At 67.6% G+C, this 22,908-nt stretch carries 21 protein-coding genes and 1 tRNA gene; 4 read left to right on the top strand and 18 right to left on the bottom strand.

What is annotated here, in order from left to right:
- Positions 1 to 85: 85 nt before the first annotated feature.
- The 5 genes from JHD82_RS06860 to JHD82_RS06880 all read right to left on the bottom strand — a co-directional run bounded on the left by JHD82_RS06860 (position 86) and on the right by JHD82_RS06880 (position 5,513).
- Positions 86 to 1,579: an ABC transporter substrate-binding protein gene (locus tag JHD82_RS06860; protein ID WP_012207239.1), complete on the bottom strand. Its 1,494-nt coding sequence runs from the start codon at positions 1,577 to 1,579 to the stop codon at positions 86 to 88.
- A gap of 129 nt (positions 1,580 to 1,708) precedes the next feature.
- Positions 1,709 to 2,566, bottom strand: coding sequence for an ATP-binding cassette domain-containing protein (locus tag JHD82_RS06865; protein ID WP_199135803.1), 858 nt, complete (start codon positions 2,564 to 2,566; stop codon positions 1,709 to 1,711).
- The gene (locus JHD82_RS06870; RefSeq protein WP_199135804.1) at positions 2,563 to 3,615 is read right to left on the bottom strand and encodes an ABC transporter ATP-binding protein; all 1,053 of its coding nucleotides are present in this window, start codon (positions 3,613 to 3,615) and stop codon (positions 2,563 to 2,565) included. The genes JHD82_RS06865 and JHD82_RS06870 overlap by 4 nt, the downstream gene beginning before the upstream one ends.
- Positions 3,616 to 3,630: 15 nt before the next feature.
- On the bottom strand, positions 3,631 to 4,554 hold the full coding sequence (locus JHD82_RS06875; protein WP_199135805.1) for an ABC transporter permease: 924 nt from the start codon (positions 4,552 to 4,554) through the stop codon (positions 3,631 to 3,633).
- Positions 4,551 to 5,513, bottom strand: a complete 963-nt coding sequence (locus JHD82_RS06880) for an ABC transporter permease (protein ID WP_199135806.1) — start codon at positions 5,511 to 5,513, stop codon at positions 4,551 to 4,553. Before JHD82_RS06880 ends, JHD82_RS06875 begins: the two co-directional genes overlap by 4 nt.
- A gap of 308 nt (positions 5,514 to 5,821) precedes the next feature.
- Between JHD82_RS06880 and JHD82_RS06885 the strand changes: the two genes are divergently transcribed.
- Positions 5,822 to 6,085 (top strand): YfhL family 4Fe-4S dicluster ferredoxin, encoded by a 264-nt coding sequence (locus JHD82_RS06885; protein WP_012207234.1) that lies wholly within the window; start codon positions 5,822 to 5,824, stop codon positions 6,083 to 6,085.
- 4 nt (positions 6,086 to 6,089) lie between these two features.
- On the opposite strand, the gene pth is transcribed toward JHD82_RS06885, so the two are convergent.
- From pth to JHD82_RS06920, 7 genes are all read right to left on the bottom strand, one after another.
- On the bottom strand, positions 6,090 to 6,713 hold the full coding sequence (gene pth / locus JHD82_RS06890; protein ID WP_012207233.1) for an aminoacyl-tRNA hydrolase: 624 nt from the start codon (positions 6,711 to 6,713) through the stop codon (positions 6,090 to 6,092).
- Positions 6,714 to 6,839: 126 nt separating this feature from the next.
- Positions 6,840 to 7,469, bottom strand: coding sequence for a 50S ribosomal protein L25/general stress protein Ctc (locus JHD82_RS06895; protein ID WP_012207232.1), 630 nt, complete (start codon positions 7,467 to 7,469; stop codon positions 6,840 to 6,842).
- Positions 7,470 to 7,642: 173 nt separating this feature from the next.
- On the bottom strand, positions 7,643 to 8,602 hold the full coding sequence (locus JHD82_RS06900) for a ribose-phosphate pyrophosphokinase (RefSeq protein WP_012207231.1): 960 nt from the start codon (positions 8,600 to 8,602) through the stop codon (positions 7,643 to 7,645).
- 44 nt (positions 8,603 to 8,646) lie between these two features.
- Positions 8,647 to 8,723 (bottom strand) — tRNA-Gln (locus JHD82_RS06905).
- A gap of 29 nt (positions 8,724 to 8,752) precedes the next feature.
- A complete protein-coding gene (ispE, locus tag JHD82_RS06910; protein ID WP_199135807.1) occupies positions 8,753 to 9,616 on the bottom strand; it encodes a 4-(cytidine 5'-diphospho)-2-C-methyl-D-erythritol kinase in 864 nt (287 codons plus the stop codon).
- Positions 9,617 to 9,686: 70 nt separating this feature from the next.
- Positions 9,687 to 10,220, bottom strand: a complete 534-nt coding sequence (locus JHD82_RS06915) for an outer membrane lipoprotein LolB (RefSeq protein WP_175403249.1) — start codon at positions 10,218 to 10,220, stop codon at positions 9,687 to 9,689.
- Positions 10,221 to 10,231: 11 nt separating this feature from the next.
- The gene (locus tag JHD82_RS06920; protein ID WP_199135808.1) at positions 10,232 to 12,019 is read right to left on the bottom strand and encodes a tetratricopeptide repeat protein; all 1,788 of its coding nucleotides are present in this window, start codon (positions 12,017 to 12,019) and stop codon (positions 10,232 to 10,234) included.
- Between the two features lie 61 nt (positions 12,020 to 12,080).
- Here JHD82_RS06920 and mutM point away from each other — a divergent pair, with 61 nt between their 5' ends.
- The 3 genes from mutM (at position 12,081) to mutY (ending at position 16,320) form a co-directional block, all read left to right on the top strand.
- Positions 12,081 to 12,911 carry a bifunctional DNA-formamidopyrimidine glycosylase/DNA-(apurinic or apyrimidinic site) lyase gene (gene mutM, locus JHD82_RS06925; RefSeq protein WP_012207227.1) on the top strand — a complete coding sequence of 277 codons (831 nt, stop codon included), beginning with the start codon at positions 12,081 to 12,083 and terminating at the stop codon, positions 12,909 to 12,911.
- A 336-nt stretch (positions 12,912 to 13,247) separates the two neighbouring features.
- Positions 13,248 to 15,245: a dynamin family protein gene (locus JHD82_RS06930; RefSeq protein WP_063328211.1), complete on the top strand. Its 1,998-nt coding sequence runs from the start codon at positions 13,248 to 13,250 to the stop codon at positions 15,243 to 15,245.
- A gap of 4 nt (positions 15,246 to 15,249) precedes the next feature.
- Complete coding sequence (gene mutY / locus JHD82_RS06935; RefSeq protein ID WP_199135809.1) at positions 15,250 to 16,320, top strand: A/G-specific adenine glycosylase; 1,071 nt, start codon at positions 15,250 to 15,252, stop codon at positions 16,318 to 16,320.
- Positions 16,321 to 16,341: 21 nt separating this feature from the next.
- Here mutY and JHD82_RS06940 read toward each other — a convergent pair whose 3' ends face one another.
- The 6 genes from JHD82_RS06940 to recN form a co-directional block, all read right to left on the bottom strand.
- A complete protein-coding gene (locus JHD82_RS06940; protein ID WP_012207224.1) occupies positions 16,342 to 16,584 on the bottom strand; it encodes a hypothetical protein in 243 nt (80 codons plus the stop codon).
- Positions 16,581 to 18,014 carry a cell envelope integrity protein CreD gene (gene creD / locus JHD82_RS06945; RefSeq protein ID WP_012207223.1) on the bottom strand — a complete coding sequence of 478 codons (1,434 nt, stop codon included), beginning with the start codon at positions 18,012 to 18,014 and terminating at the stop codon, positions 16,581 to 16,583. Before creD ends, JHD82_RS06940 begins: the two co-directional genes overlap by 4 nt.
- A gap of 113 nt (positions 18,015 to 18,127) precedes the next feature.
- A complete protein-coding gene (creC, locus tag JHD82_RS06950; protein WP_199135810.1) occupies positions 18,128 to 19,588 on the bottom strand; it encodes a two-component system sensor histidine kinase CreC in 1,461 nt (486 codons plus the stop codon).
- A gap of 16 nt (positions 19,589 to 19,604) precedes the next feature.
- Positions 19,605 to 20,324, bottom strand: coding sequence for a two-component system response regulator CreB (creB, locus tag JHD82_RS06955; RefSeq protein WP_199135811.1), 720 nt, complete (start codon positions 20,322 to 20,324; stop codon positions 19,605 to 19,607).
- Positions 20,325 to 20,353: 29 nt separating this feature from the next.
- Positions 20,354 to 21,256, bottom strand: coding sequence for an RNase adapter RapZ (rapZ, locus tag JHD82_RS06960; RefSeq protein ID WP_012207220.1), 903 nt, complete (start codon positions 21,254 to 21,256; stop codon positions 20,354 to 20,356).
- 4 nt (positions 21,257 to 21,260) lie between these two features.
- Positions 21,261 to 22,908 (bottom strand): DNA repair protein RecN (gene recN, locus JHD82_RS06965; RefSeq protein WP_199135812.1); only part of this gene is annotated, 1,648 nt, incomplete at its 5' end.

Below are 22,908 nucleotides of genomic sequence, written 5' to 3' on the forward strand. Positions count from 1 at the left end.
GGTGGCGGTTTCAGCGGCAGATCTGCCGCAGTGTGGACCGGGGCCACCGGCGCGCCTGTCGCCTGTGGCTCAGCCGGTGCGCGGTTCAGGTGGCCCAGGACAGTGCCGAGAGATCGTTGACGAAGATGGGCATGTCCTTCCACAGTCCGCGCAGGTTCTTGTTGGCCACGGTGACCCATTGCGGCGTGTAGAGGAATGCGTGCACGCAATCCTGGGCCAGCAGGCGCTGGGCATCGCCCAGCAGGCGCGAGCGGTCGGCGGGGCGCGAGGCGTTCTTGATCTTGTCGTACAGCTCGTTGAACTGGGACGACTGGTAGCCCCAGTAGTAATCGGGCTTGGCGAAGTTGCCCAGGTCGAAGGGCTCGACATGGGAGATCAGCGTCAGGTCGTAGTTCTTGAGGGTGTAGGTGCCCGACAGCCACTGCGCCCATTCGACGTTCTGCAGCTTGGCGCGGATGCCGATCTTGGCCAGCTGCGCGGCAATCACCTCGCCGCCCTGGCGCGCGTAGGGCGTGGGCGGCAGGGTCATGGTCAGCTCCAGCGGGGTCTTGACGCCGGCCTCGGCCAGCAGCGCCTTGGCCTTTTCCACGTCGAAGGGGTTGATGCCCGTGGTGTCCACGTAGCCGAAGGCCGTGGGCACGTAGTAGCTGCCGATGGGCAGGCCGTAGCCGTCGCCCGCGCCGTCGATCACGGCCTTGCGGTCGATGGCCGCGGCGATGGCGCGGCGCACGCGCGCGTCGCCCAGGGGCTTGCGTGCGTTGTTCATGGCCAGGATGGTCTTGGCACGCGAGCCGCTGACCACGACCTGGAAGCGCCCGTTGGCCTTGAACTGGGCCACGCTGCGCGGCGTAACGCGCGGGAAGGCATCGACGTCGCCAGCCAGCAGCGCAGCGACCTGGGCCGCAGGGTCGGAGATGAAGCGAAAGCTGGCGCGGCGAATGCGCAGGCCGGAGGCCATGCGGTGCTGCGGCCAGGCCGTGAGCGTGACCGAGGCGCCCTTGCTCCAGTTGCCCAACTGGTAGGGGCCCGTGCCCACGGGGCGCGTGGCGTTGGTGGCCGCGCTCTTGGGCTCGACGATGATGGAAGTCGCCTGGCCGAGCACGAAGAGGAAGTCGGGATCGATGTCCTTGTTGATCACGACCACGGTGTGGTCGTCCACCACGCGCGTGGACAGGGAGGCGAAGGTCCGCTTGTCCTTGTTGGTGCTCTTGTCGTCGCCCGCCCGGTCGAAGGAATACTTCACGCTGTGGGCGTTGCAGGGCTCGCCGTTCTGAAAACTCACGCCCTTGCGCAGGCGGAAGGTGTAGGTCTTGAGGTCGGGCGAGACCTCCCAGCTCTCGGCCAGCAGCGGCGAGACGCTGCCGTCCGGGTTGATCTTGGTCAGCGTCTCGAACAGGTTGTAGAGCACGATCTCGCCGATGGACGATGCGGCGCCGGCCGTGGGGTCCAGCCCCGGGGGCTCCAGCGTCATCGCCAGCGTGATGCTGTCCTTGCGGCTCTGGGCCAGCGCAGGCCAGGGCATCAGCAGGGGCAGGCCGGCAGCAGCGGAGCTGGCCAGCAGGGAACGGCGGTTGAACATGAACAGGTCTCCGGAAATTCTTGCAGATGGTTCTCGGGCCGCTGTCTGCGGCCTGCAGCAGTGTTTTTACACCACGGCGCACGGGTGCGTGGCCCTGGGGGCCTGGTCCGCGCGGGCGGCCGTCAGCTTTCAGGCCCGGTGCTGCAGGGCGATGCGCGGCACGGCCCGGACCAGGGCCTGCGTATACGGGTGCTGCGGGGCGTGGAACAGCTGCTGCGGCGCTCCGCGCTCGACGATGCGGCCCTCGCTGAGCACGATGGCGTCGTCGCACAGGTGCTGGACCACGGCCAGGTCGTGGCTGATGAACAGATAGGACAGGCCCAGCTGCTGCTGCAGATCGTGCAGCAGGTTCAGCACCTGGGCCTGCACCGAGACGTCCAGCGCGCTCACGGGCTCATCGGCCACGATGAGGCGGGGCCGTGTGATCAATGCCCGCGCAATGGCGATGCGCTGGCGCTGGCCGCCCGAGAACTCGTGCGGGTACTTGTCCAGATCCTGCGCGCGCAGGCCGACCTGTTCCAGCGTGGCGCGGGCCAGGTCGCGCCGGGCGGTGCGTTTGGGCGACGCAGGCTGTGCGAGCAGGGGTTCGCAGACGATGTGCTCCACCGTCATGCGCGGGTCCAGCGAGCCGTAGGGGTCCTGGAACACCATCTGGAAGTCGCGGCGTGCCGTCCGCAGTGCCTGGCGGCCCAACTGGTGCAGATCCTGGCCCAGCAGCCGCACGCTGCCGGCGCTGGGCGTGTCCAGCGCCATGACCAGGCGTGCCAGCGTGGACTTGCCCGAACCCGACTCGCCCACCACGCCCAGGCTGCGCCCCGCCGTCAGCGTGAAATCCACGCCGCGCAGCGCATGCACCTGCTCCGGCGCGCGCCACAGCGACCGGCGCGGCAACTGGTAGCTGCGGGCCAGGCCTGTCACTTGCAGCAGGGGTGCATCGGAGGCCGGTGGCGTCTGGACCGGTGGCGCCTGGAGGGGGTGCTCTGTCATGCGCATTCCTGTGCAGGCAGGTCCTGTGCAATGGCCTCGGGGCGCAGGCAGCGCACCACATGCGGCTGTGCCCAGGCCTGCAGGGATGCGGGCGTGGGCCGCTGCGGGCGCTCCAGTACCACGGGGCGCGGGCGCTCGCTGTGGCAGGCCGGCTCGGTGAAGCTGCAGCGGCCCGCGAAGGCGCAGCCGGCCGGCAGGTCCACCAGCTCGGGCACGGTGCCGGCAATGGTGGGCAGCCGGGCCGGCGGCAGGCTGCCGGGGGCGGACAGGTCCAGCTGGGGCCTGGCCGCGAACAGGCCGCGCGTATAGGGATGGGCGCGGCGCGCGAAGATGGCCTCGGTCATGCCGCTTTCGACCACGCTGCCGCCGTACATGACCAGCAACTGCTCCACGTTCTGCGCGATCACGCCCAGGTCGTGCGAGATCAGCAGCAGGGCCATGGAATGCTCGGCCACCAGTTCCTGCAGCAGGTCCAGGATTTGCTGCTGAACGGTCACGTCCAGCGCCGTCGTGGGTTCGTCGGCAATCAGCAGGTCAGGCCCGCAGGCCAGGGCCATGGCGATGGTGATGCGCTGGCGCTGGCCGCCCGAGAACTGGTGCGGATAGTCGTCATAGCGCTGGGCCGCACGGGCAATGCCCACGCGCTCCAGCAGCGCCACCGCATGCGCGCGCGCGGCCTGGCGGCCCAGGCGCAGGTGATGGCGCAGCGGCTCGGCCACCTGGCGGCCGATGCCGTGCACGGGGTTCAACGCCGTCATCGGCTCCTGGAACACCATGGCCATGCGGTTGCCGCGCAGGCGGCACAGCGCGTTCTCGTCCATGTCCAGCAGCTCCTTGCCGTTGAGCTGGATGCTGCCGTCCACCTGCGCATGCTCGGGCAGCAGGCCCATCAGCGCCAGGGCGGTCAGCGACTTGCCGCAGCCCGACTCGCCGATCAGGCCCAGCGTGGCGCCGCGCTCCAGGATGAACTCCAGGTTCTGCACGGCGCGCGCGCGGCCGCGCGGGGTCTGCAAGGTGATGGTGAGGCCGGAGACTTCGAGCAGGGGCATGGGCGCGTGCCTTCCTCAGCGCTGGCGCGACAGGCGCGGGTCGAGCAGATCGCGCAGCCCGTCGCCCAGCAGGTTGAGCCCGAGCACCGACAGCGCAATGGCCAGGCCCGGCCACACGGCCAGCAGCGGTGCCTGGAACATGAGGGTCTGCGCCTCGCTGAGCATGCGGCCCCAGGAGGCCTGGGGCGGCTGCGTGCCCAGGCCCAGATAGGACAGGGCGGCCTCGGCCAGAATGGCCAGCGCGAACTGGATGGTGGCCTGCACCACCAGCACCGGCAGGATGTTGGGCAGCACATGGCGCCAGGTGATGCTGGCGCGGCCATGGCCGCAGGCGCGTGCGGCCAGCACATACTCGCGCGCCCACACGGCCTTGGCCGATGCCCGCGTGATGCGCGCGAAGGTGGGGATGTTGAAGATGCCGATGGCAATGATGGCGTTGACGATGCCCGCGCCGAACACGGCCGTGAGCATGATGGCCGACAGCAGCGCGGGAAAGGCAAAGCTGAAATCGGCCAGCCGCATGATGGCCTCTTCCACCCAGCCCCTGCAGGCTGCCGCGACCAGGCCCAGCGCCACGCCCATCGACAGCCCGATGCCTACGGCAATCACGCCGACCAGGATGGAGCTGCGCGCGCCCAGGAACAGCAGCGAGGCCACGTCCCGCCCATAGGCGTCGGTGCCCAGCCAGTGCAGGGCGCCCGGTGCAGCCAGCTTGGCGTCCATGTCCATGTCGTAGGCAGAGCCCGGCGTCCACCAGAAAGACAGCAGGGCCGTGAGCAGCAGCAGCGCGGTCAGCACCGCTCCCAGCAGGAAGCTGCGGTGGCGCAGCATGCGCCGGCCCGCTCCGGCGGGCGCGCCCAGGGTGACGGCCCGCGTGGGCCGATGGCCCGCTGGCGAGGCGGAGGGCGGGGGCGAAGGAGGGCTGTGCGGCTGGCTCATACGTCGCTGGCCTCGATGCGCGGATCGATGGCCGCGTACAGCACGTCCACGATGAAGTTGATGACCACCACCATGGCTGCCAGCAGCAGCACGCAGTTGCGCACCACGATCAGGTCGCGGTTGGCGATGGACTGGAAGATCAGCCGGCCCAGGCCCGGCAGGTAGAACACGTTCTCCACCACGATGGTGCCGGCCAGCAACTGGGCGAACTGCAGGCCCATGACCGTGAGCACGGGAATCATGGCGTTGCGCAGCACATGGCCCCAGAGCACGGCACGGCGCGACAGTCCCTTGGCGCGGGCCGTGCGCACGAAGTCCTCGCGCAGTACCTCCAGCACGGCCGAGCGCGTGATGCGCGCCAGGATGGCCGCCTGCACCACGGCCAGCGAGATGGCCGGCAGCAGCAGCGCCTGCAGTGCCTGCAGCGGGCCGCCGCCGTCGGCCTCGCTCCAGCCGGGAAAGCCGCCGGCGGAAAACCATTGCAGCTTCACCGAGAACACCAGGATCAGCAGGATGGCAAACCAGAAATTGGGGATGGCGATGCCGACCTGTGCCAGGCCCATGATGCCCAGGTCGCCCCAGCGGTTGTGGCGCGATGCGGCATAGATGCCGGCGGCCAGTGCCAGCACGGTCGTGATGAGCATGGCCATCACGGCCAGCGGCACGGTGACGGCCAGCCGCTCCAGCACCAGCTCGCTGACCGGTGTGCTGTAGGCGTAGCTCAGGCCCATGTCGCCGTGCAGCAGCCCCTGCAGCCACTGCAGGTAGCGCTGCCAGGCCGGCCGGTCCAGCCCCAGTTGCACGGCCAGCGCGTGCACCGCCTCGGGCGCGGCATCGGGACCCATCAGCGTCTGGGCGGCATTGCCGGGCAGCACTTCCAGCACGCCGAAAACTACGGCCGATGCGCCCAGCAGCGTGGCTGCCAGCATCAGCAGGCGCTTGAGCAGAAAGATGCTCATGGGCAATCGGCCTCGGCAGGGTGGGTGGCGGTCACGTCGGCGGAGTGGGTGGGTTGTTCTTGGAAGGGCCCGAATGGTACTGCGCACGGCCCATGCGCGCAGCATAGCGGCCTTTGAAGCGGCAGGGCCCCGATGGACGGGGACGCGGCCATCGATTTCAGGGCGCCGGGCTTGCCCGTGCAGCCTCCATGCTTATGTGGCGGACAGGATAATGGCGGCATGACTGATGCCACCTTGCTGCAAGGCCCGTTCGGGGCACATGGGCCCGCCCGGCCCGGAGCGTGGCTGGCACTTGCGAGGGACCTGCCATGGCTTTGATGATCACCGACGAATGCATCAACTGCGATGTCTGCGAGCCCGAGTGCCCGAACGATGCGATCTCCATGGGCGAGGAGTACTACGAGATCGAGCACAGCAAGTGCACGGAGTGCGTGGGCCATTTCGATGAGCCCCAGTGCGTGCAGATCTGCCCGGTGGCCTGCATTCCCGTGAATCCCGCCCATGTGGAAGACCGCGAGACGCTGATGCAGAAGTACCTGCGTCTGCAGTCCCAGGCTCCCGCTTCTTCCTGAACGCTCAGCCCTTGTCGCTCTCGGCCGTGGCCGGGCGTGCGGGCTTGGGGCGTGGCGGCTTGGTGGTGTGGATCAGCAAGGTTGCCTTGTCCATGTTGCCGGCCTGCAGTTCGGGCCAGGCCTTGAGGGAGTGGGCGATGCTGTCCTCGATCAGCTGGCGCTGGTCGGGCGCGGGCTTCTTGAGCACCCAGTTGGCGACTTCGGCCTTGTGGCCCGGATGGCCTATGCCGATGCGCAGCCGCCAGTAGTCGGCCGAGCCCAGCTGGGCATGGATATCGCGCAGGCCGTTGTGGCCACCGTGGCTGCCGCCGCGCTTGAGCTTGACCTGGCCGGGCTCGAAGTCCAGTTCGTCATGGACCACGAGGACCTCCTCGGGCTGGATCTTGAAGAAGCGCGCCAGCGCGCCCACCGACTTGCCCGACAGGTTCATGAAGGTCTGCGGCTGCAGCAGCCAGACGTTCTCGCCGCGCACGCTGGCACGGGCCATGAGGCCGAAGTAGCTGCGCTCGGGCACCAGCTGGACCTTGAGTTCGCGCGCCAGCGCATCAATCCACCAAAAGCCCGCGTTGTGGCGGGTGTCCTCATACTCCGGCCCGGGGTTGCCCAGGCCGACAAACAATTTGATCATCGGGCGATTATCTCCATGGCGGCCGCAGCAGGCGGGCGAGGGTGCTCCTCCATGCAAAAGGCCCACGCGAGGTGGGCCTTTTGCAGGTTTGCGGCAGCCGGGGCCACCGCAAGGGAAAGCCAAGAATTACTTCTTGCCCTTCTTGGCCGGAGCGGCCGGGGCTGCCACGGGAGCTGCCGATGCATCAGGAGCCACTTCGGGCAGCTTGATGGAGATCAGGGCGGGGTTCTTGTTGGAACCGCGCACCACGGCCTTCACGCCGTTGGGCAGCTTGAGGCCTTGCAGGCCCAGGGTGGACTTGGAAGTCAGGCCGCTCAGGTCCACGGTGATGAACTCGGGCAGTTGGGCGGGCATGCACACCACGTCCAGTTCATGGACCAGGGGAGTGATCGTGCAGTTCTCGACCTTGACGGCCTGGGACTGTTCCATGCCTTCGAAGTGCAGCGGCACCTTCAGGTGAACCTTGGTCTTGTCGTCAACGCGCTGGAAGTCCACGTGCAGGATGAGCTGCTTGTAGGGGTGGAATTGCACGTCGCGCAGCACGACCTTGGAGGTCTGGCCGTTGACTTCCATGTCCAGGATGCTGGAGTGGAACACTTCCTTCTTCAGGGCGTGCCACAGGGCGTTGTGATCGATTTCGATCAGTTGGGCTTCGGCAGCACCGCCGTAGACGATGCCAGGGGCCTTGCCCGAATTGCGCAGACGGCGGCTCGCACCCGTACCTTGCTTGGCGCGCTCAAAAGCGACGAATTGCATAACTAACTCCTAGATGGATGGACCGCGACCAGCCTCATCCGTTGATAAAAGAACGCCTGTCCGATGCGGACCAGGCTGCTCTTGCGGTGTCCCGGGGTGGTCCTGAAACCACTCCGGAACGCGCAAACCTCCCGAAGGAGGTTTGCTGGGTTCCGACCACAGGGGCCGATATTTTATTCAGAGAACAGGCTCAGCACCGAATCGCCGGTGGAAATCCGCTGGATCGTCTGGGCAATCAGGGGGGCCACGGACAGTTGGCGGATCTTGCCGCAGGCCTGTGCCTCGGCGCTCAGGGGAATGGTGTTGGTCACCACGACCTCGTCCAGGGCGTTGCCGTTGCCGATGCGCTCGATGGCCGGACCCGAGAAGATCGGGTGCGTGCAGTAGGCATAGACACTCTTGGCGCCGCGCTGCTTGAGCACTTCGGCCGCCTTCACCAGCGTGCCGGCGGTGTCGATCATGTCATCCATGATCACGCAGTTGCGGCCGTCGATGTCGCCGATGACATGCATGACTTCGGAGACATTCGCCTTGGGGCGGCGCTTGTCGATGATGGCCAGATCGCAGCCGAGCTGCTTGGCCAGCGCACGTGCGCGGACCACGCCGCCGACGTCAGGGGAGACGACGATCAGGTCTTCGTAGTTCTTCTGGCGCAGATCGCCCAGCAGCACCGGCGTGGCATAGATGTTGTCCACGGGGATGTCGAAGAAGCCCTGGATCTGGTCTGCGTGCAGGTCCATGGTCAGGACGCGCTCGACGCCCACGGCCTGCAGCATGTTGGCCACGACCTTGGCCGTGATCGGCACGCGGGTGGAGCGCGGGCGGCGGTCCTGGCGGGCGTAGCCGAAGTAGGGAATCACCGCGCAGATGCGCTCGGCCGATGCACGCTTGAGCGCGTCCACCATGACCAGCAGTTCCATCAGGTTGTCGTTGGTCGGTGCGCAGGTGGATTGCACGACGAAGACGTCGCGCGTACGCACGTTCTGCTTGATCTCGACGGCGACTTCTCCATCGGAGAAACGACCCACGTCGGCTGCGCCCAGCGTGGTGCCGAGGTGCTGAACGATTTCAGTGGCCATGCCAGGATTGGCATTGCCGGTGAAGACCATGATGTCAGGATGATGTGAATGCATTGAGCGCCCCAGTACGATGGGTTTGCCTTGACGCGAAAGACGTTTGGCAGGGGAGGAAGGACTCGAACCCTCGCATGCCGGAATCAAAATCCGGTGCCTTTACCAACTTGGCGACTCCCCTACACAGGCCTTCTGCCGCAGGCAGACAGCCTATAAACTTTCATCTTTCAGCCAATCCTTGAGAGGATGGGCCTGCAGATTGCTGCAAACTCTGACATTCCAGGCGCCAGGAGCATCCTTTAAGTCAATCGTTTGCGTCAGTGGTGCAAATACTGCACTTCCTGAGCCCGTCATTCTAGCATGCAGTTTTAGTGAGTTTAGCCAATCGATGGCTTTTTTCACTTCAGGCTGCAGCCTTTCGGCGACAGGCTGCAAGTCGTTTTGGCCAAAGCCATAGTGATCTGCAGCAAAGTCTTCGATTGTAGCATGGGCATGATCGCGCTTGAGGGTTGCGTCGCGGAAGATGGACAAGGTCTCCAGCCCCGCCTCGGGCTTGACCACCACGAACCGCTGGGGCGGCAGGGCATTGGCCTGTTCCAGCGGCGTGATGTGCTCGCCTATGCCTTCCACCCAGGCGGAGTTGCCGCACAGAAAGAAGGGCACATCGGCGCCCAGGACCAGTGCAATGCGCTGCAGCTCGCGCCGCGTCAGGTTCAACTGCCACAGGCGGTTCAGTGCGATCAGGGTCGATGCCGCATCCGACGAGCCCCCGCCCATCCCGGCCTGCGCCGGCAGGCGCTTTTCCACGCCGATGTGCACGCCCGCGCGGCAGCCGGTGGCCTGCTGCAGGGCCCGTGCGGCCCGCACGATGAGATCGTCGGCAGGAAGTGCCATGCCCGACAGGTCCTCGCGGCTGATCTGGCCGTCGCCACGCCTGTCGAAATGCAGCGTGTCATGCCAGTCCAACAGCATGAAGACCGATTGCAGCAGGTGATAGCCATCGGCGCGGCGGCCGGTGATGTGGAGGAACAGGTTGAGCTTGGCCGGAGCCGGCACGTCGTGGAGCGAGCGCATGGGCTGGAGAGGATGAGGAAAAAGAGGCAGGGGCGGCAGGTGGGGATGGAGCAGGCGCGCCCGGCGGAAATCAGGGCGTGTCGAGCACGATGCGCAGCGCGGCCGGCGGCTGCGGGTCATTGCGCCGGGCGGACAGGCGGCCCTGCTCCATGCGGGAGAGGTCGACCTGCCAGCCTGCGGCTGCGGTGGCCCGGCCCTGCAGCCAGTCGAACAGGGCGGCAATGGGCAGATCGCTGCCGGTCAGCTCCTGCACCAGTGCCGGTAGCGAGTCCGAGGTCTTGCGCTCCTCGCCTTGTTGCAAGCTTGCCTGTCCCGGTTCCCAGAGCAAACGCGCCAGTGTCGAGCCCAGGGGCGTGAACAGCAGCAGCTCGCCGCGCTGGGGGGTGCCCAGCAGCTCGAAGCCTGCGCTGAAGGATTGGTTTTGCGCATCTTCCACCTGCAGCGCCAGCCGGCCCGCCCAGTGGCCTGCAGCGGTGGGGGCGGTTGCGTCGGCCTGCAGCTGGCGGGGTGGCAGGGCACAGCCGGCCAGGGCCAGCAGTGCGGCGGCGGCCGCCGTGGCGCACAGCTGCCTGCGTGCAAGGGCGGGATGCGGCAATCCGGGCACGGCGCGGTGGCTCAAAGCGAGACGCCCAGGCGGCGCAGGGTTTCGCGCAGGGTCGTGTTGTCGGGACTGGTGGCCAGGCCCTGGCGCCAGATCTTCTGCGCGCGTTCGCGATCACCCTTGGCCCAGAGCACTTCGCCCAGGTGTGCGGCGATCTCCACGTCGGGGCGTGATGCGTAGGCGCTTTCGAGCAGCCTGAGGGCTTCGTCCAGGTCGCCCCGGCGGAATTTCACCCAGGCAAGGCTGTCGGTGATGAAGGGGTCGCCAGGCGACATTTCCAGCGCCTTGCCGACGAGCTTTTCGGCTTCATCCAGATGGATGCCGCGTTCGGCGAAGGAGTAGCCCAGCGCGTTGTAGGCGTGCTGGAAATCGGGCTGGCGCGCGATGATGCCGCGCAGCAGCCGCTCCATTTCGTCATGCTTGCCAATGCGCTCCGCCAGCAGGGCGGTGTCATAGGCAAGCTCGGCGTCTTCAGGGTCCTGCTTTTGCAACTCGGCCTGCAGCGCGTAGGCCTGGGCATTCTGATTGGCATCGCGCAGCAACTGCACTTCGGCCAGGCGCTTGAGCCGCTGCTGGCTGGGGCCGCTGGCGGGCACGGCCTCGATGAGGGCGCGGGCTTCCTTGAGCTTGCCCTGGCGCGCGAGCAGGGCGGCACGGCGCGCCTGCACGCTCAACAGGTTGGGCGCGTCGTCGATGCGGCGCAGCAGGGCGTCGGCCTCGGCGAACTTGCCCTGCTTTTCTGCAATCTGGGACTGCAGCAGATAGTACTGGGACTGGCCCGCACTGCGCGCCACACCGGCGGGAATCTGCGGCACGAGCTTGCCGAAGCGCTCGGTGGACGCCTGGGCTGCATCCACGTCGTTGGACTGCAGCTGCAGCGCGGCCAGGGTGGCCCAGGCTTCGGCGTAGTCGGGGGAGTCCACGGTGATGGAGACCAGTTGCTGGCGGGCCTCGTCCAGGCGCTGCTGGCCCAGCAGCACGCGGGCATAGGCCATGCGCATCTGGGCTGAAGGGTTCTTGGCCAGATAGCGTTTGACGATGGGCTCCGCCTCAGGCATGCCGGCTTCCAGCAGTTCCATGGACAGCAGGGCCACGGGGCCGGTATCGGGTGTCAGCGCCTGTGCCTTTTGCACGGCCTGCATGGCGGCAGCCTTCTGCCCGGCGCCCAGGCGCATGTGGCCGATGGTGGCCCAGGCCAGCGGGCCGCTGGCGGGGTTGTCGGTCTCGCCCGCCATGGCCTGCTCGACCACATCGGCCGCCAGGGCCTTGTCGCTGGCGTTGTTGTAGAGCTGGGTGATGCCCAGGTAGGTGGCGGGCTTGGAGGGAGCAGGCGTGGCCTCGATCTCCCGCTTGAGATAGCTGCCGGTATCGGCGATGCGGTTCAGTGCCACCAGGATCTGAAGCACGAAGCGGTTGGCGTCGCGGGACTGGGGAAAGGCGTCCAGCCAGGCACGGGCATTGGCCAGGGCGCGTTCACCGGAGCGCGACTGCAGCGCCAGTTCCGTGCCACGCCGGTACAGCTGCTCGCTGCCGCTGGTGCGAGCGGCCTCCATCATCATGGCCTGGGCGTCGCCCAGCGCACCTTCGCTGGCGGCGATCTCGCCGACCAGGATCTCGTAGAACAGCTCGGCGTTGAGGGCGGCGCGATCGTCCTCCGCAGAGGCGGCGGCGGACGAGGGAGGTTCGGGGGATTCCGTCTCGATGGTGGCTGCGGTCTTGCCTGGGAGTGCCCAGGCAGTGGCGGAACCCATGGCCAGGGCTGCTGCCACGGCAAGTCCCTGAAGGCGAAGGCGATGATCCATCGAACCATAATAATCGAAGCCCAGACCACATTTCGCACAACTACAGCACAACCCGGATCGCATGCCTGAATTGCCAGAAGTAGAAGTCACGCGGCGCGCTTTTGCCGCGCAGATCGCCGGAGCGCGCATTGAATCCGTGGCCTTGGGCAAGCCCTTGCGCTGGCCGTTGGGCATTGCCCCCGAGCTGCTGGCCGGGCGCGATGTGCACGGCGTGCGCCGGCGCGGCAAGTATCTGCTGATGGAGCTGAGCGAGGGCCTGCTGATGCTGCACCTTGGCATGTCGGGCAGCCTGCGTTTCGTGGCCCCCCATGAAGCACCGCTGGGGCCAGCAGGAACGCATGACCATTTCGACCTGCAGACCAGCAAGGGCCTGCTGCGGCTGCATGATCCGCGGCGCTTTGGTGCGGTGATGTATGTGGCGGCCGAGAGCGATCCCTGGGCGCGCAGGCTGCTGGACCATCTGGGGATGGAGCCGCTGGATGACAGCTTCTCGTTCGAGACCTTCCGGGCCGGCCTGAAGGCCAGCCGCACGCCCATCAAGCAATTGCTGCTGAACGGCAGCGTGGTCGTGGGCGTGGGCAATATCTATGCGTCCGAGGTGCTGTTCATGGCGCGCATCGCGCCCACGCAGCCAGCCTGCGAGGTCGGGCCGCGCAAGGTGCGCCGGTTGTTCGAGGAGATCCGCCGCGTGCTGGCCCTGGCGGTGGAGCAGGGCGGCACGACGCTGCGCGATTTCTCCGCGCCCGACGGCATGGCCGGCCACTTCCAGCTGCAGGCCAAGGTCTATGGCCGCGAAGGCCTGCCCTGCACGCACTGCGGCTCGCCCGTGCAAATGCTGCGCCAGGGGCAGCGCAGCACCTACTTCTGCGCGCGGTGCCAGAAGGCGGGATGATCGCTTCAAAAAACGGAGCGAATTCTCAACGTCTCGTAACGCCTGTTGCGGCTGCATTGCGGGAGGTCCCGCGAAGCATTTGCAGAAAACGCCTGTTTCTTTAAATTTCAGGCACCAACCGCCGCAGATTGATGGTGAAATATTGTTTCATTTGTAAATAAACGATATTTTGTACGTAATCCCCCCGCTCCAGGGGCCGGCCTTAGGGCGCCGCAGCAGGCAAAACGGGGCGACGGTGCTATATTTTGAAGAGAACAGGCATCACGCTTGCGGCGCAATGTCGAGGCGATCACTAGGCATCGGCAGACATTGGCGGTGCAATGGCGGGGGAAACACGTGGGACCATCATTCAACGAGCAATTCGACCAGCACGGCGCATGGCGCCGCGGCTTTGCGCAGCAATTGCATGCGCTGCGCGAATGGCTGCAGTCCCAGGAGCTGCTGGATGTCGCGGTGCAGGAGCGGCTGCAGCGGCTGGAAGCCCAGGTGCGTGGCGACAAGGTCATGGTGGCCTTCGTGGCCGAATTCTCGCGCGGCAAGTCCGAATTGATCAATGCGGTCTTCTTCGCCCACTATGGCCGCCGCCTCATGCCGGCCAGCGCAGGGCGCACGACCATGTGCCCCGCCGAGCTGGGCTGGGAAGCCGAGCTGCAGCCCAGCCTGCGCCTGTTGCCCATCGATACGCGCGAATCGCTGGAAAGCCTGGGCCAGTGGCGCGCCCGTCCCGAGGCCTGGCTGCAACTGCCGCTCGACGTGAACAATGCCCAGCAGATCGCCGACACGCTGGCCAAGGTGGCCGAAGTGCGCAAGGTTTCCGTGGAACTGGCGCGGACCTGGGGCTTCTGGCATGACGAGGACCAGGGCGGCAATCCCTTCGTGGATGAGCAGGGCCTGGTGGAGGTGCCCATGTGGCGCCACGCGCTGATCAACATGCCCCATCCCCTGCTCAAGCAGGGGCTGGTGATTCTGGATACGCCCGGCCTGAATGCCGTGGGCGCCGAGCCCGAGCTGACCGTCAACCTGATCCCTCAGGCCCATGCCGTGGTCTTCGTGCTGGCGGCCGATACCGGCGTGACCAAGTCCGATCTGGCCATCTGGCGCGACCATGTGCTGCCGCCCGATGTGGCTTCCGGCCAGCATGCGCTGGCCGACTCCCGCCTCGTGGTGCTCAACAAGATAGACACGCTCTGGGACAGCCTGAGTTCCGCGTCGCAGGTGCAGGCCCAGCTGCAGCGCCAGCGCCAGGAGTCGGCACAGATGCTGGGCCTGCCCATGGAGCGGGTGCTGCCCGTGTCGGCGCAAAAGGGCCTGGTGGCCAAGGTCTCCAGCAACGATGCGCTGCTGCAGGCCAGCGGACTGCCCGTTTTCGAGAACATGCTGGCCGAGGGCATCATGGGCCAGCGCCAGAAGGTGCTGCAGACGGCCGTGAGGGCCAATGTGCAGCAGTTGCAGGTCGAGGTGGAGCGCGTGCTCAACATCCGCCGCCGCGACCTGGACGACCAGATGGCCGAGCTGCGCAGCCTGCGCGGCAAGAATGCCAGCGTCATCGCCTCCATGCGCCACCGCATCGAGAGCGAGCAGCAGGATTTCGATGCCAGCGCCGCCAGGATCCAGGCCGTTCGGCTGGTGCACATGCGCATGCTGCGCGACATCTTCCGCCAGCTGGGCTCCAGCGCGCTCAAGCAGGAGCTGGTCGATCTCAAGGATGCGCTGGAGCAGCGCGGCCTGAAGCTGGGCGCCCGCAAGGTCTATGCCGAAACCTTCGAGCGCCTGCGCACCGTGGCGACCCGGGCCCAGGCGCAGGCCGGAGAGATCCAGTCCATGCTGGGCGCGACCTTCAAGGAACTCAATGCCGAGTTCGGCTTCTCGCTGCAGGCTCCGGCCCAGCTGGAACTGGCCGAGTTCGGCGCCGACCTGCAGCGCATCGAGGCCAGCTATACCCAGTACCTGGGCCTGGGTCATGCGCTCAGGCGCAGCAATCCTGCGTTTGCGCAGCGCCTGATCAAGGCGCTGGCGATGCGGTTGCGCACGGTGTTCGAGTCTGCGGCCAACGACGTGGACATGTGGAGCAAATCCGCCACGGCCCAGCTCGATGCCCAATTGAAGGAGCGCAAGCGCAGCTTTGCCCGCCGCATCGAAGCGGTGGACCGCATACAGAATGCGGCCTCGGGCCTGGTGGAACGCATTGCCGAGATCGAGACCGCTGACGAACAGCTCACGGCCTTGCAGCTGCAGCTGGGGCAGGCCACCATGGAACTGCTGCAACCCCTGTCGCCCACGCCTGCCTTCCCCGGCCTGGCAAAGGCTGCACAGGAAACCTCACTGACTGCTTGATATCTTGACCTTTCCCTCGATTGCCACGCCCGTCGTGCAGTGGCAGGCGTCGCATGGACGCAATCACCTGCCCTGGCAGCAGACGCGCGATCCCTACCGCGTCTGGCTCTCCGAAATCATGCTGCAGCAGACCCAGGTGAGTACCGTGCTGGGCTACTACCAGCGCTTTCTCGATGCCTTCCCCGATGTCGCCAGCCTGGCGGCCGCACCGCAGGACGCGGTGCTGGCGCTGTGGAGCGGCCTGGGCTACTACAGCCGCGCGCGCAACCTGCACCGCTGTGCCCAGGCCGTGGTTCAGGACTGGGGTGGTGCCTTTCCACGCAGGGCCGAGGATCTGGCCACGCTGCCCGGCATAGGCCGGTCCACGGCGGGCGCCATCGCCTCCTTTTGCTTTTCCGAGCGTGTGCCCATCCTCGATGCCAACGTGCGGCGTGTGCTCACGCGCGTGCTGGCTTTCGATGCCGATCTGGCGGTTGCCAGGAATGAGCGCGAACTGTGGGACCTGGCCCAGCAGCTGTGCCCCACCGAGGATCTGCAGCAGGCCATGCCCCGCTATACCCAGGGCCTGATGGACCTGGGTGCCACCATCTGCACGCCGCGCAAGCCCAGCTGCCTGGTCTGTCCGCTGCAGCCGCAGTGCCGCGCGGCGCGCTTTGGCAATCCCGAAAACTATCCCGTGCGAACGCGCAAGCTCAAGCGCAGTTCCGAGGCCTGGTGGCTGCTGATCGCCGTGGACGGGCAAGGCCGCGTCTGGCTGGAGCGCCGTCCTCAACAGGGCATCTGGGCGGGGCTTTATGCGCCGCCCGTGTTCAATGAACGCGAGGCGCTGGAGCAGGCCGCCGCACGGCACTGGCCTGCCGCACGATCCGCGGATTGGACCGAGCTGCCGGCTTTCCTGCATGTGCTCACCCATCGTGATTTGCATCTGCATCCGGTACGCGTGCCTGTCCATGGCAGCGGCCCGGATGCTGCCATGGCAGACGGCCAGGGCTGCTGGGCCGATGCCGGAGCCTGGGCCGACATGGGCCTGCCAGCCCCGGTGCGCAAGCTGCTGGATGCGCAGTTCGCGGGCTGAGGCCACGGCCGGCCCGGCTGGCTAGAACCTGCGGCGCGGCAGCAGCAGGGCGCATCGCAGCAGCATCCAGGCCAGCCACTGCTCCCGCGCGCCGGGCGTGCGCCTGGCGCGTGCGGTGGCGTCGGCAATGTGCAGGCGCAGTGAGCCAAGGGCATGGCGGTCCCCGCTTTGCACGGCCTGTTGCCATGCCTGCTCGCAGCGCTGGCGCTCCAGCGCCTGATTGTCCGGGCTGCGGATATCGCTGATGGCGGTGATGGTGCTCATGGCTGCAGCGCTCCCACGGTGGGTGGGGTGCCCGCGCCTTCACTGGAGCGGTCGCCATCCTGCCGGCCGAAGGCATACCAGTCCACATGCCGCGTGCAGACCATGATCAGGGCCAGCACCGCGAACAGCGCGATCGATCCCACGATGAGCGCGCTTTGCTCCAGTTGCAGCAGCACGTACAGCAGGCCGTAGAGTGCGGCGATGCCCGCCGCAAACGGCAGGCCGCGGCGCAGGCTGCCCAGGATGTGGCTGGCGTAGTAGGCCAGCAGCAGCACGCAGGCCGAGGCGGCAATGCCGTAGGCGCTGGCAAATCCCATGTGCTCCGACAGGCTGATCAGCAGCAGGAAGAAGCTGCACAGCGCCGATCCCACCAGCAGGTACTGGATGGGATGCACGCGCAGCTGCTTGAGCACCTCGAACAGGCCGACGGCCACGAAGGTCAGTACCACGAAGAGCAGGCCGTACTTGGTGGCGCGGTCGCTCAACGAGTAGGCGTTGATGGGGTCCACGAAGTCCGTATCCAGCGATTCCAGGCAAGGGCCGCTGTTGGGGGCATGGGCGGTGGCCGCGTATTCCTCCATGTCGCGGCGGCCAGGCTGGCACAGCGGCTGCTGGTCAGTGAAGGACTGGCGTGCGGATGAAGCCAGGGCCGAGAGGTTCCAGCTGGCTTCGAAGCCCTTGTCGCTGATCTCCCGCCGGTTGGGCAGAAAGCTGCCACCGAACGAGGGATGGGGCCAGTCGGCCGACAACTGGACCTGGCTGTGGCTGCCCAGCGGCACGAAGGCCAGCTTTTCGGTGCCCACCAGTTCCAGGGCAATCTTCAGTTCAAGGGGCCCGTCCTTCTTGAGCAGGGCCGGCGCCAGTTCCGCCTGCAGGCCCTGCGAGTAGCGCTCCAGTGATGTGCCGGGGCCCACGTCCAGGCTCTTGCCATCGGCTTCGATGGTGGCCGAGCGTATGCCGCGCGGATCGGTGAGCGACAGCGCCACCCGCAGTGCGCCGCAGCGCACGGTCTGGTTGGCCGCCGTGTCGATGGAGGGCTTTTCCAGGTACTGGGCGGCGTTCGTGAAGCTGGCGCTGATGCTGTCCTGCATGGCATAGGTGCTGACCTGGTGCAGGCCGCGCGAGCGCTCCTCCATGCGCGCCGTGGCCTGGTGGCGCAGTTGGTCGGGCAGCAGCATGCGCTGGAACTGGCGCGTGGTCCATTCGGTCTTGCTGCCTTTTTCCACGCCCGTGGTCTCGGTGCAGTTTTGCACCAGCACCGGGCCCATCAGCGTCTGGCGGCCAGCCAGGCTGGCGACCACGCCCTGCACGGCGTTGTCGCGGTTGCGTATGCGGTCCCGCACCACGTCGTGTATCAGGCCCAGGCCCAGCATCAAAAGGCCCAGCATGACCAGCAGGGCCACGCCTTTGGCAAGCAGTCGGTTCTTCATTCCACATCCCGTTCGTTGATCGTGGACGCAGTCTGGGCGGGGGCTGTGTGGCCGGAATGAAGTGTGTGAAGCGGGTGTGAAGTCGGATTCGCAGGGCCGATAGGGGGTGGGCGTCAGTGTGCCCGCAGTGGCCAGTTCAGCGTGACACGCAGCCCGGGCTGGGCGTTGGCGGCCTGCATGCTGCCGCCGTGCAGCAGCATGATGCGCAGCACGATGGACAGGCCCAGTCCCGTGCCGCTGCGTTCTCCGTTGGGGCGGGGGGTGGTGAAAAAGCGCTCGCCCAGCCGGCCGAGTAGCGCCTCGGGCACGCCGGGGCCGTGGTCACGCACGCTGACGCGGCCGGGCTCCAGGTCCACGTGGATGCTGCTGCCCTCTGGGGCGAAGTCGATGGCGTTGCTCAGCAGGTTGCTCAGGGCCAGCACCACCAGGTCCTGCTCCCAGGGGCCGCTGCTGTCCTGGCCTTGCCGCACCAGCTGGATGCGGCGCTGGTGCGCTGCGCTGTGGACTTGCGCCACGGCCTGTTCGGCACAGGCCTGCAGGCTGCAGGCCGTGTGCGGGTGCAGGGCGCGGCGCTGCTCCAGTTGGCTCAGGCGCAGCAACTGGTCCACGAGGTTTTGCAGGCGCTGGCACTGGTCCACCACCTGGCGCGCGAACAGTTCGCGGTCGGCCGATGGCAGGTCTTCCTGCAGCAGCTCGCCTGCGCCACGGATGGCAGCCACGGGGCTCTTGAGCTCGTGCGTGAGGGCGCGCACATAGCCTTCGATGTAGTCGCGCCCTTCCAGGCGGCTGCGCATGTTCTCCATGGCGCGGGCCAGCTCGCCCAGCTCGCCGGGCATGCGCGGGGCCTCGGGCATGGGGGGCGCCGTGGTGGGCGAGGCGGCCTCGTTGAGCGTGGGCGCCTGTACCTGCTGGGCATAGCTGCGCAGGCGCCGCACATGGATGACCAGCCACCAGGTGACGGCAAAGCCCACGCCGGCCGACAGCAGCAGGAACAGCAGGCCGCCGCGCAGCATCTTGCTTTCCGCGCTGTCCACGATCTTCTGCACCGAGTGGGCGGGCTTGGAGGCGGTGAGCACGCCCGCCACGCGGCCATCGACCATGATGGGTGCCGAGACATACATGACGCTGCTGGCCTCGTCGTTCTGCACCTCGCGCGTGGTGCGTGCGCCGTATTCGCCGCGCAGCGTGCGGTACACGTCGCGCCAGCGCGAGTAGTCGGCGCCCTGGTCCAGGCCGGCCGAGTCGAACAGCACCAGGCCCTTCTGGTCCGTGACGGTGACGCGCATGTCCAGGCTGGTCTTGCGCGTGTCCCAGATCCAGACCTTGACGGTCTGGTTGGCATAGGCCTGCATGTGGTGCGCGAAGCGGCTGTCGGCGGGGCTTTGCTGCAGCACGCCGCTGGCCATGTCGTCGCTGGCCAGCGCGGCCAGGGCGTAGGCGGTCTCGACCAGCGTGTCCTCGGTCACCTTGCGCACGCTGGGCTTGACCTCGACCATGAAGACGCGCAGCACGAAGAATGCGGCCAGGCCGTTGATGACGAAAAAGGCGAAGAACAGCCGCAGTCCGAGGCGCATGGCGTGCTGCGGTGGCTCAGCCCGGCAGCGTCAGGCTGTAGCCCATGCCGCGGTGGGTGGTGATGAAGTCCTGCTGCGGCGCCTGGGCGCGCAGCTTGGCGCGCAGGGTCTTGACGTGCGTATCCACGGTGCGGTCCGTGCTGTCGCTGTCCTGGCCCCAGATGCTGTCGAGCAGGAACTCGCGGCTGAGGATGCGCCCGGGGCGCTCCAGCAGGCAGCGCAGCAGCTGATACTCGCGCCGCGTGAGATCCAGTGCCACACCCTGCATGCGCACGCGCTGGCCTTGCGTATCGATGCTGAACATGGCATCGGCCGGCGCTGCGCTGGCCGTTGGCGCGGGCTGCAGGCGCTGCGCACGGCGCAGCAGGGCGCGGGTGCGGGCCACCAGCTCGCGCGGGCTGAAGGGCTTGGTGAGGTAGTCATCGGCGCCCAGCTCCAGGCCCAGCACGCGGTCCATTTCCTCGCCGCGTGCGCTGAGCACCAGCAGCGGAACGGCGGAGCCGGCCTGGCGCAGCTCGCGGCACCAGTCCAGGCCGTTGCCATCGGGCAGGCCCACGTCCAGCAGCAGGGCATCGGGCGGCTGCGCCTGCCATTGCGCGCGTGCATCGGCCAGCTGCAGGCAGTGGCGCACGGCAATGCCGTCACGCTCCAGCGCATAGCAGACGGTGCGCGCGATGGCGGGGTCGTCCTCCACGAGCAGCACACGCGGAGCGTTCGTCATCGGCAAGCCTTGCATCGCAGTGTTCCGGAGGCGGGGCCTGGCACTCAGACGTCGTGCGCAAGCAAGTCGGCAGGCTTGAGCGTGGGCCGGCTGTCCAGCGAGCGGTGCCGGCACAGCGTGGGCCAGCGCGGGGCGAAGTGCCGCGCCAGTTCCTCGACCAGGAAGACCGAGCGGTGCTGGCCCCCCGTGCAGCCGATGGCCACGGTGACATAGCTGCGGTGGTTGCTGGCCATCATGTCCAGCCAGGACTCCAGGAACTGCTGGATGTCTCGGCGCATCTGGTCCACGCCGGGCTGCTGGCGCAGGAACTCGGCCACGGGCGCGTCCATGCCGGTCAGCGGGCGCAGCTGGGGTTCGTAGTGCGGGTTGGGCAGCATGCGCACATCGAACACATAGTCGGAATCCGAGGGCAGGCCGTGCTTGAAGCCGAAGGACTGGAAGACCAGCGTCATCTGGCCCACCGGGGCCGCAATCAGCTCCTTGATATAGCTTTGCAGCTGGGACGAGCGCAGGTGGCTGGTGTCGATGACATGCGACTTCTCGCGCAGGTCGCCCAGCAGCTCGCGCTCGGTTTCTATGTCCTGCACCAGGGCGCGGCGGCCTTCGGCGACCGGCCCCTGCGACAGCGGATGGCGGCGCCGGGTTTCGGAGAAGCGCCGCACCAGGGTGCCCGTGGTGGCGTCCAGAAAGACCAGGTGGGGCACGACGCCCTGGCGCTGCAGCCGTTCCAGCTGGCCGGGCAGGTGGGGCAGTCCGCCGGCGCTGCGCGCATCCATGGCGATGGCCACCTTGTTGCTGTGGCGGCCGTGCTCCAGTTCGACGAAGGCGGACAGCAGCTCGGGAGGCAGGTTGTCCACGCAGTAGTAGCCAGCATCCTCCAGCGCATGCAGGGCGACGGATTTTCCCGATCCGGACATCCCGGTGATCAGCACGATCTCAAGCGACATGGCATCAGCCTCCATTGGTGTTGCGCGCGCCGTTGGCCGCGCGTCCCGGCTTGGACCGTGTGCGGTCGGCATCGGCCTGGGGCCGCTGCCGGCCGGCCCGTCGTGGGGGTGGGCGGGGTGCAGGTGCCTGGCGTGCCATGGCCAGCATTTCGCGGGCATGGGCCATCGTGGTTTCGGACTGGCGCTCGCCACCGAGCATGCGCGCCAGCTCGGCCTCGCGTGCGGCGCTGTCCAGCGGCTGCACGGTGCTGAGCGTGCCTTGCCTGGCGCGCTGCTTGGCCACCAGGTAGTGCTGGTCGGCGCAGGCGGCAACCTGCGGCAGGTGGGTGACGGACAGCACCTGCCGCGATCGGCCCAGTGCGTGCATGAGGCGGCCCACGGTCTCGGCGACGGCGCCGCCCACGCCCGAGTCCACCTCGTCGAAGATCAGCGTGCCGGCCTCGCCCAGCTCGCTGGTGGTCACGGCAATCGCCAGCGAAATGCGCGACAGCTCGCCGCCCGATGCCACCTTGGCAATCGGCTTGGGACTGGCCCCAGGATGGCCGGCAACCAGAAAGGCCACGCTGTCCACGCCAAAGGCACCGGGGGAGTCGGCCGTGGACAGGGCGGCCTCGAACAGGCCGCCTTCCATGCCCAGGCCCTGCATGGCCTGGGTGATGGCGCGCGACAGGCGCGGCGCGGCCAGGGCGCGTTGCTGCGACAGCACCCGGGCGCTGGCCTGGTAGTGCTGCTGCGCCGATTGCTCGGCGGCATGCAGGGCCTCGATGTCCACGGCGGCGTCCAGCTGCTGCAGCTCCTGGCGCCAGCCGGCCAGCAGTGCCGGCAGTTCATCGGGTGTGCGGCGGTAGCGGCGCGCCAGCTGCATCCACAGCGACAGGCGTTCATCGAGCTCGGCCAGGCGCTCGGGGTCCAGGTCGGCGCGGCGCAGATAGCTTTGCAGCGAATGGCGCGCATCCTGCGCCTGGGCCATGCATGAGGCCAGCACGTCGGCAATGTTCTGGAAGTCGGGCTCCAGGTGCTCCTGGTTCTGGATCAGGTGGCTGGCGCGGCCCAGCGGAGTGATCACGCCGGCCTCGTCGTCCTCCAGCATCTGCAGCGTGGTCTGGGCGGTGTCGATCAGGGTCTGGGCATGGGACAGGCGCGTGTGCTGGGCATTGAGCTCGTCCCACTCGTCGGCCTGCGGGGCCAGCTTGTCGAGTTCGGTGATCTGCCACTGCAGCCGCTCGCGCTCGCGCTGCAGGCTGTCCTGGGCGGATTGCGCATGCTGCAGCGCCTGCCGGGCCTGGGACCAACGGCTCCAGCAGCCCTGGACCTCGCGGCTGTCGATGCCGGCATAGGCGTCCAGCAGCGCGCGCGCCGCATCGGGCCGCGTGAGGCTTTGCCAGGCATGCTGGCCGTGGATGTCGATCAGTTGCTCGCCCAGGGCGCGCAGCTGCGTGGCCGTGGCCGGCGTGCCGTTGATCCAGGCGCGGCTGCGGCCCTGGGTGTCCACCGTGCGCCGCAGCAGCAGGCTGCTGTCCTCGCAGGCCAGGCCTGCGGCCTCCAGCCAGGGGCGCAGCCGCGCGCAGCCGTCGAACTCCACGCAGATATCGGCCTGGGTGCAGCCTTCGCGCACCACGTCGGCGTCGGCGCGGGCGCCCAGGGCCAGCTGC

It is taken from the genome of Delftia sp. ASV31 (assembly GCF_016428765.1).
GTDB lineage: Bacteria > Pseudomonadota > Gammaproteobacteria > Burkholderiales > Burkholderiaceae_C > Comamonas > Comamonas acidovorans.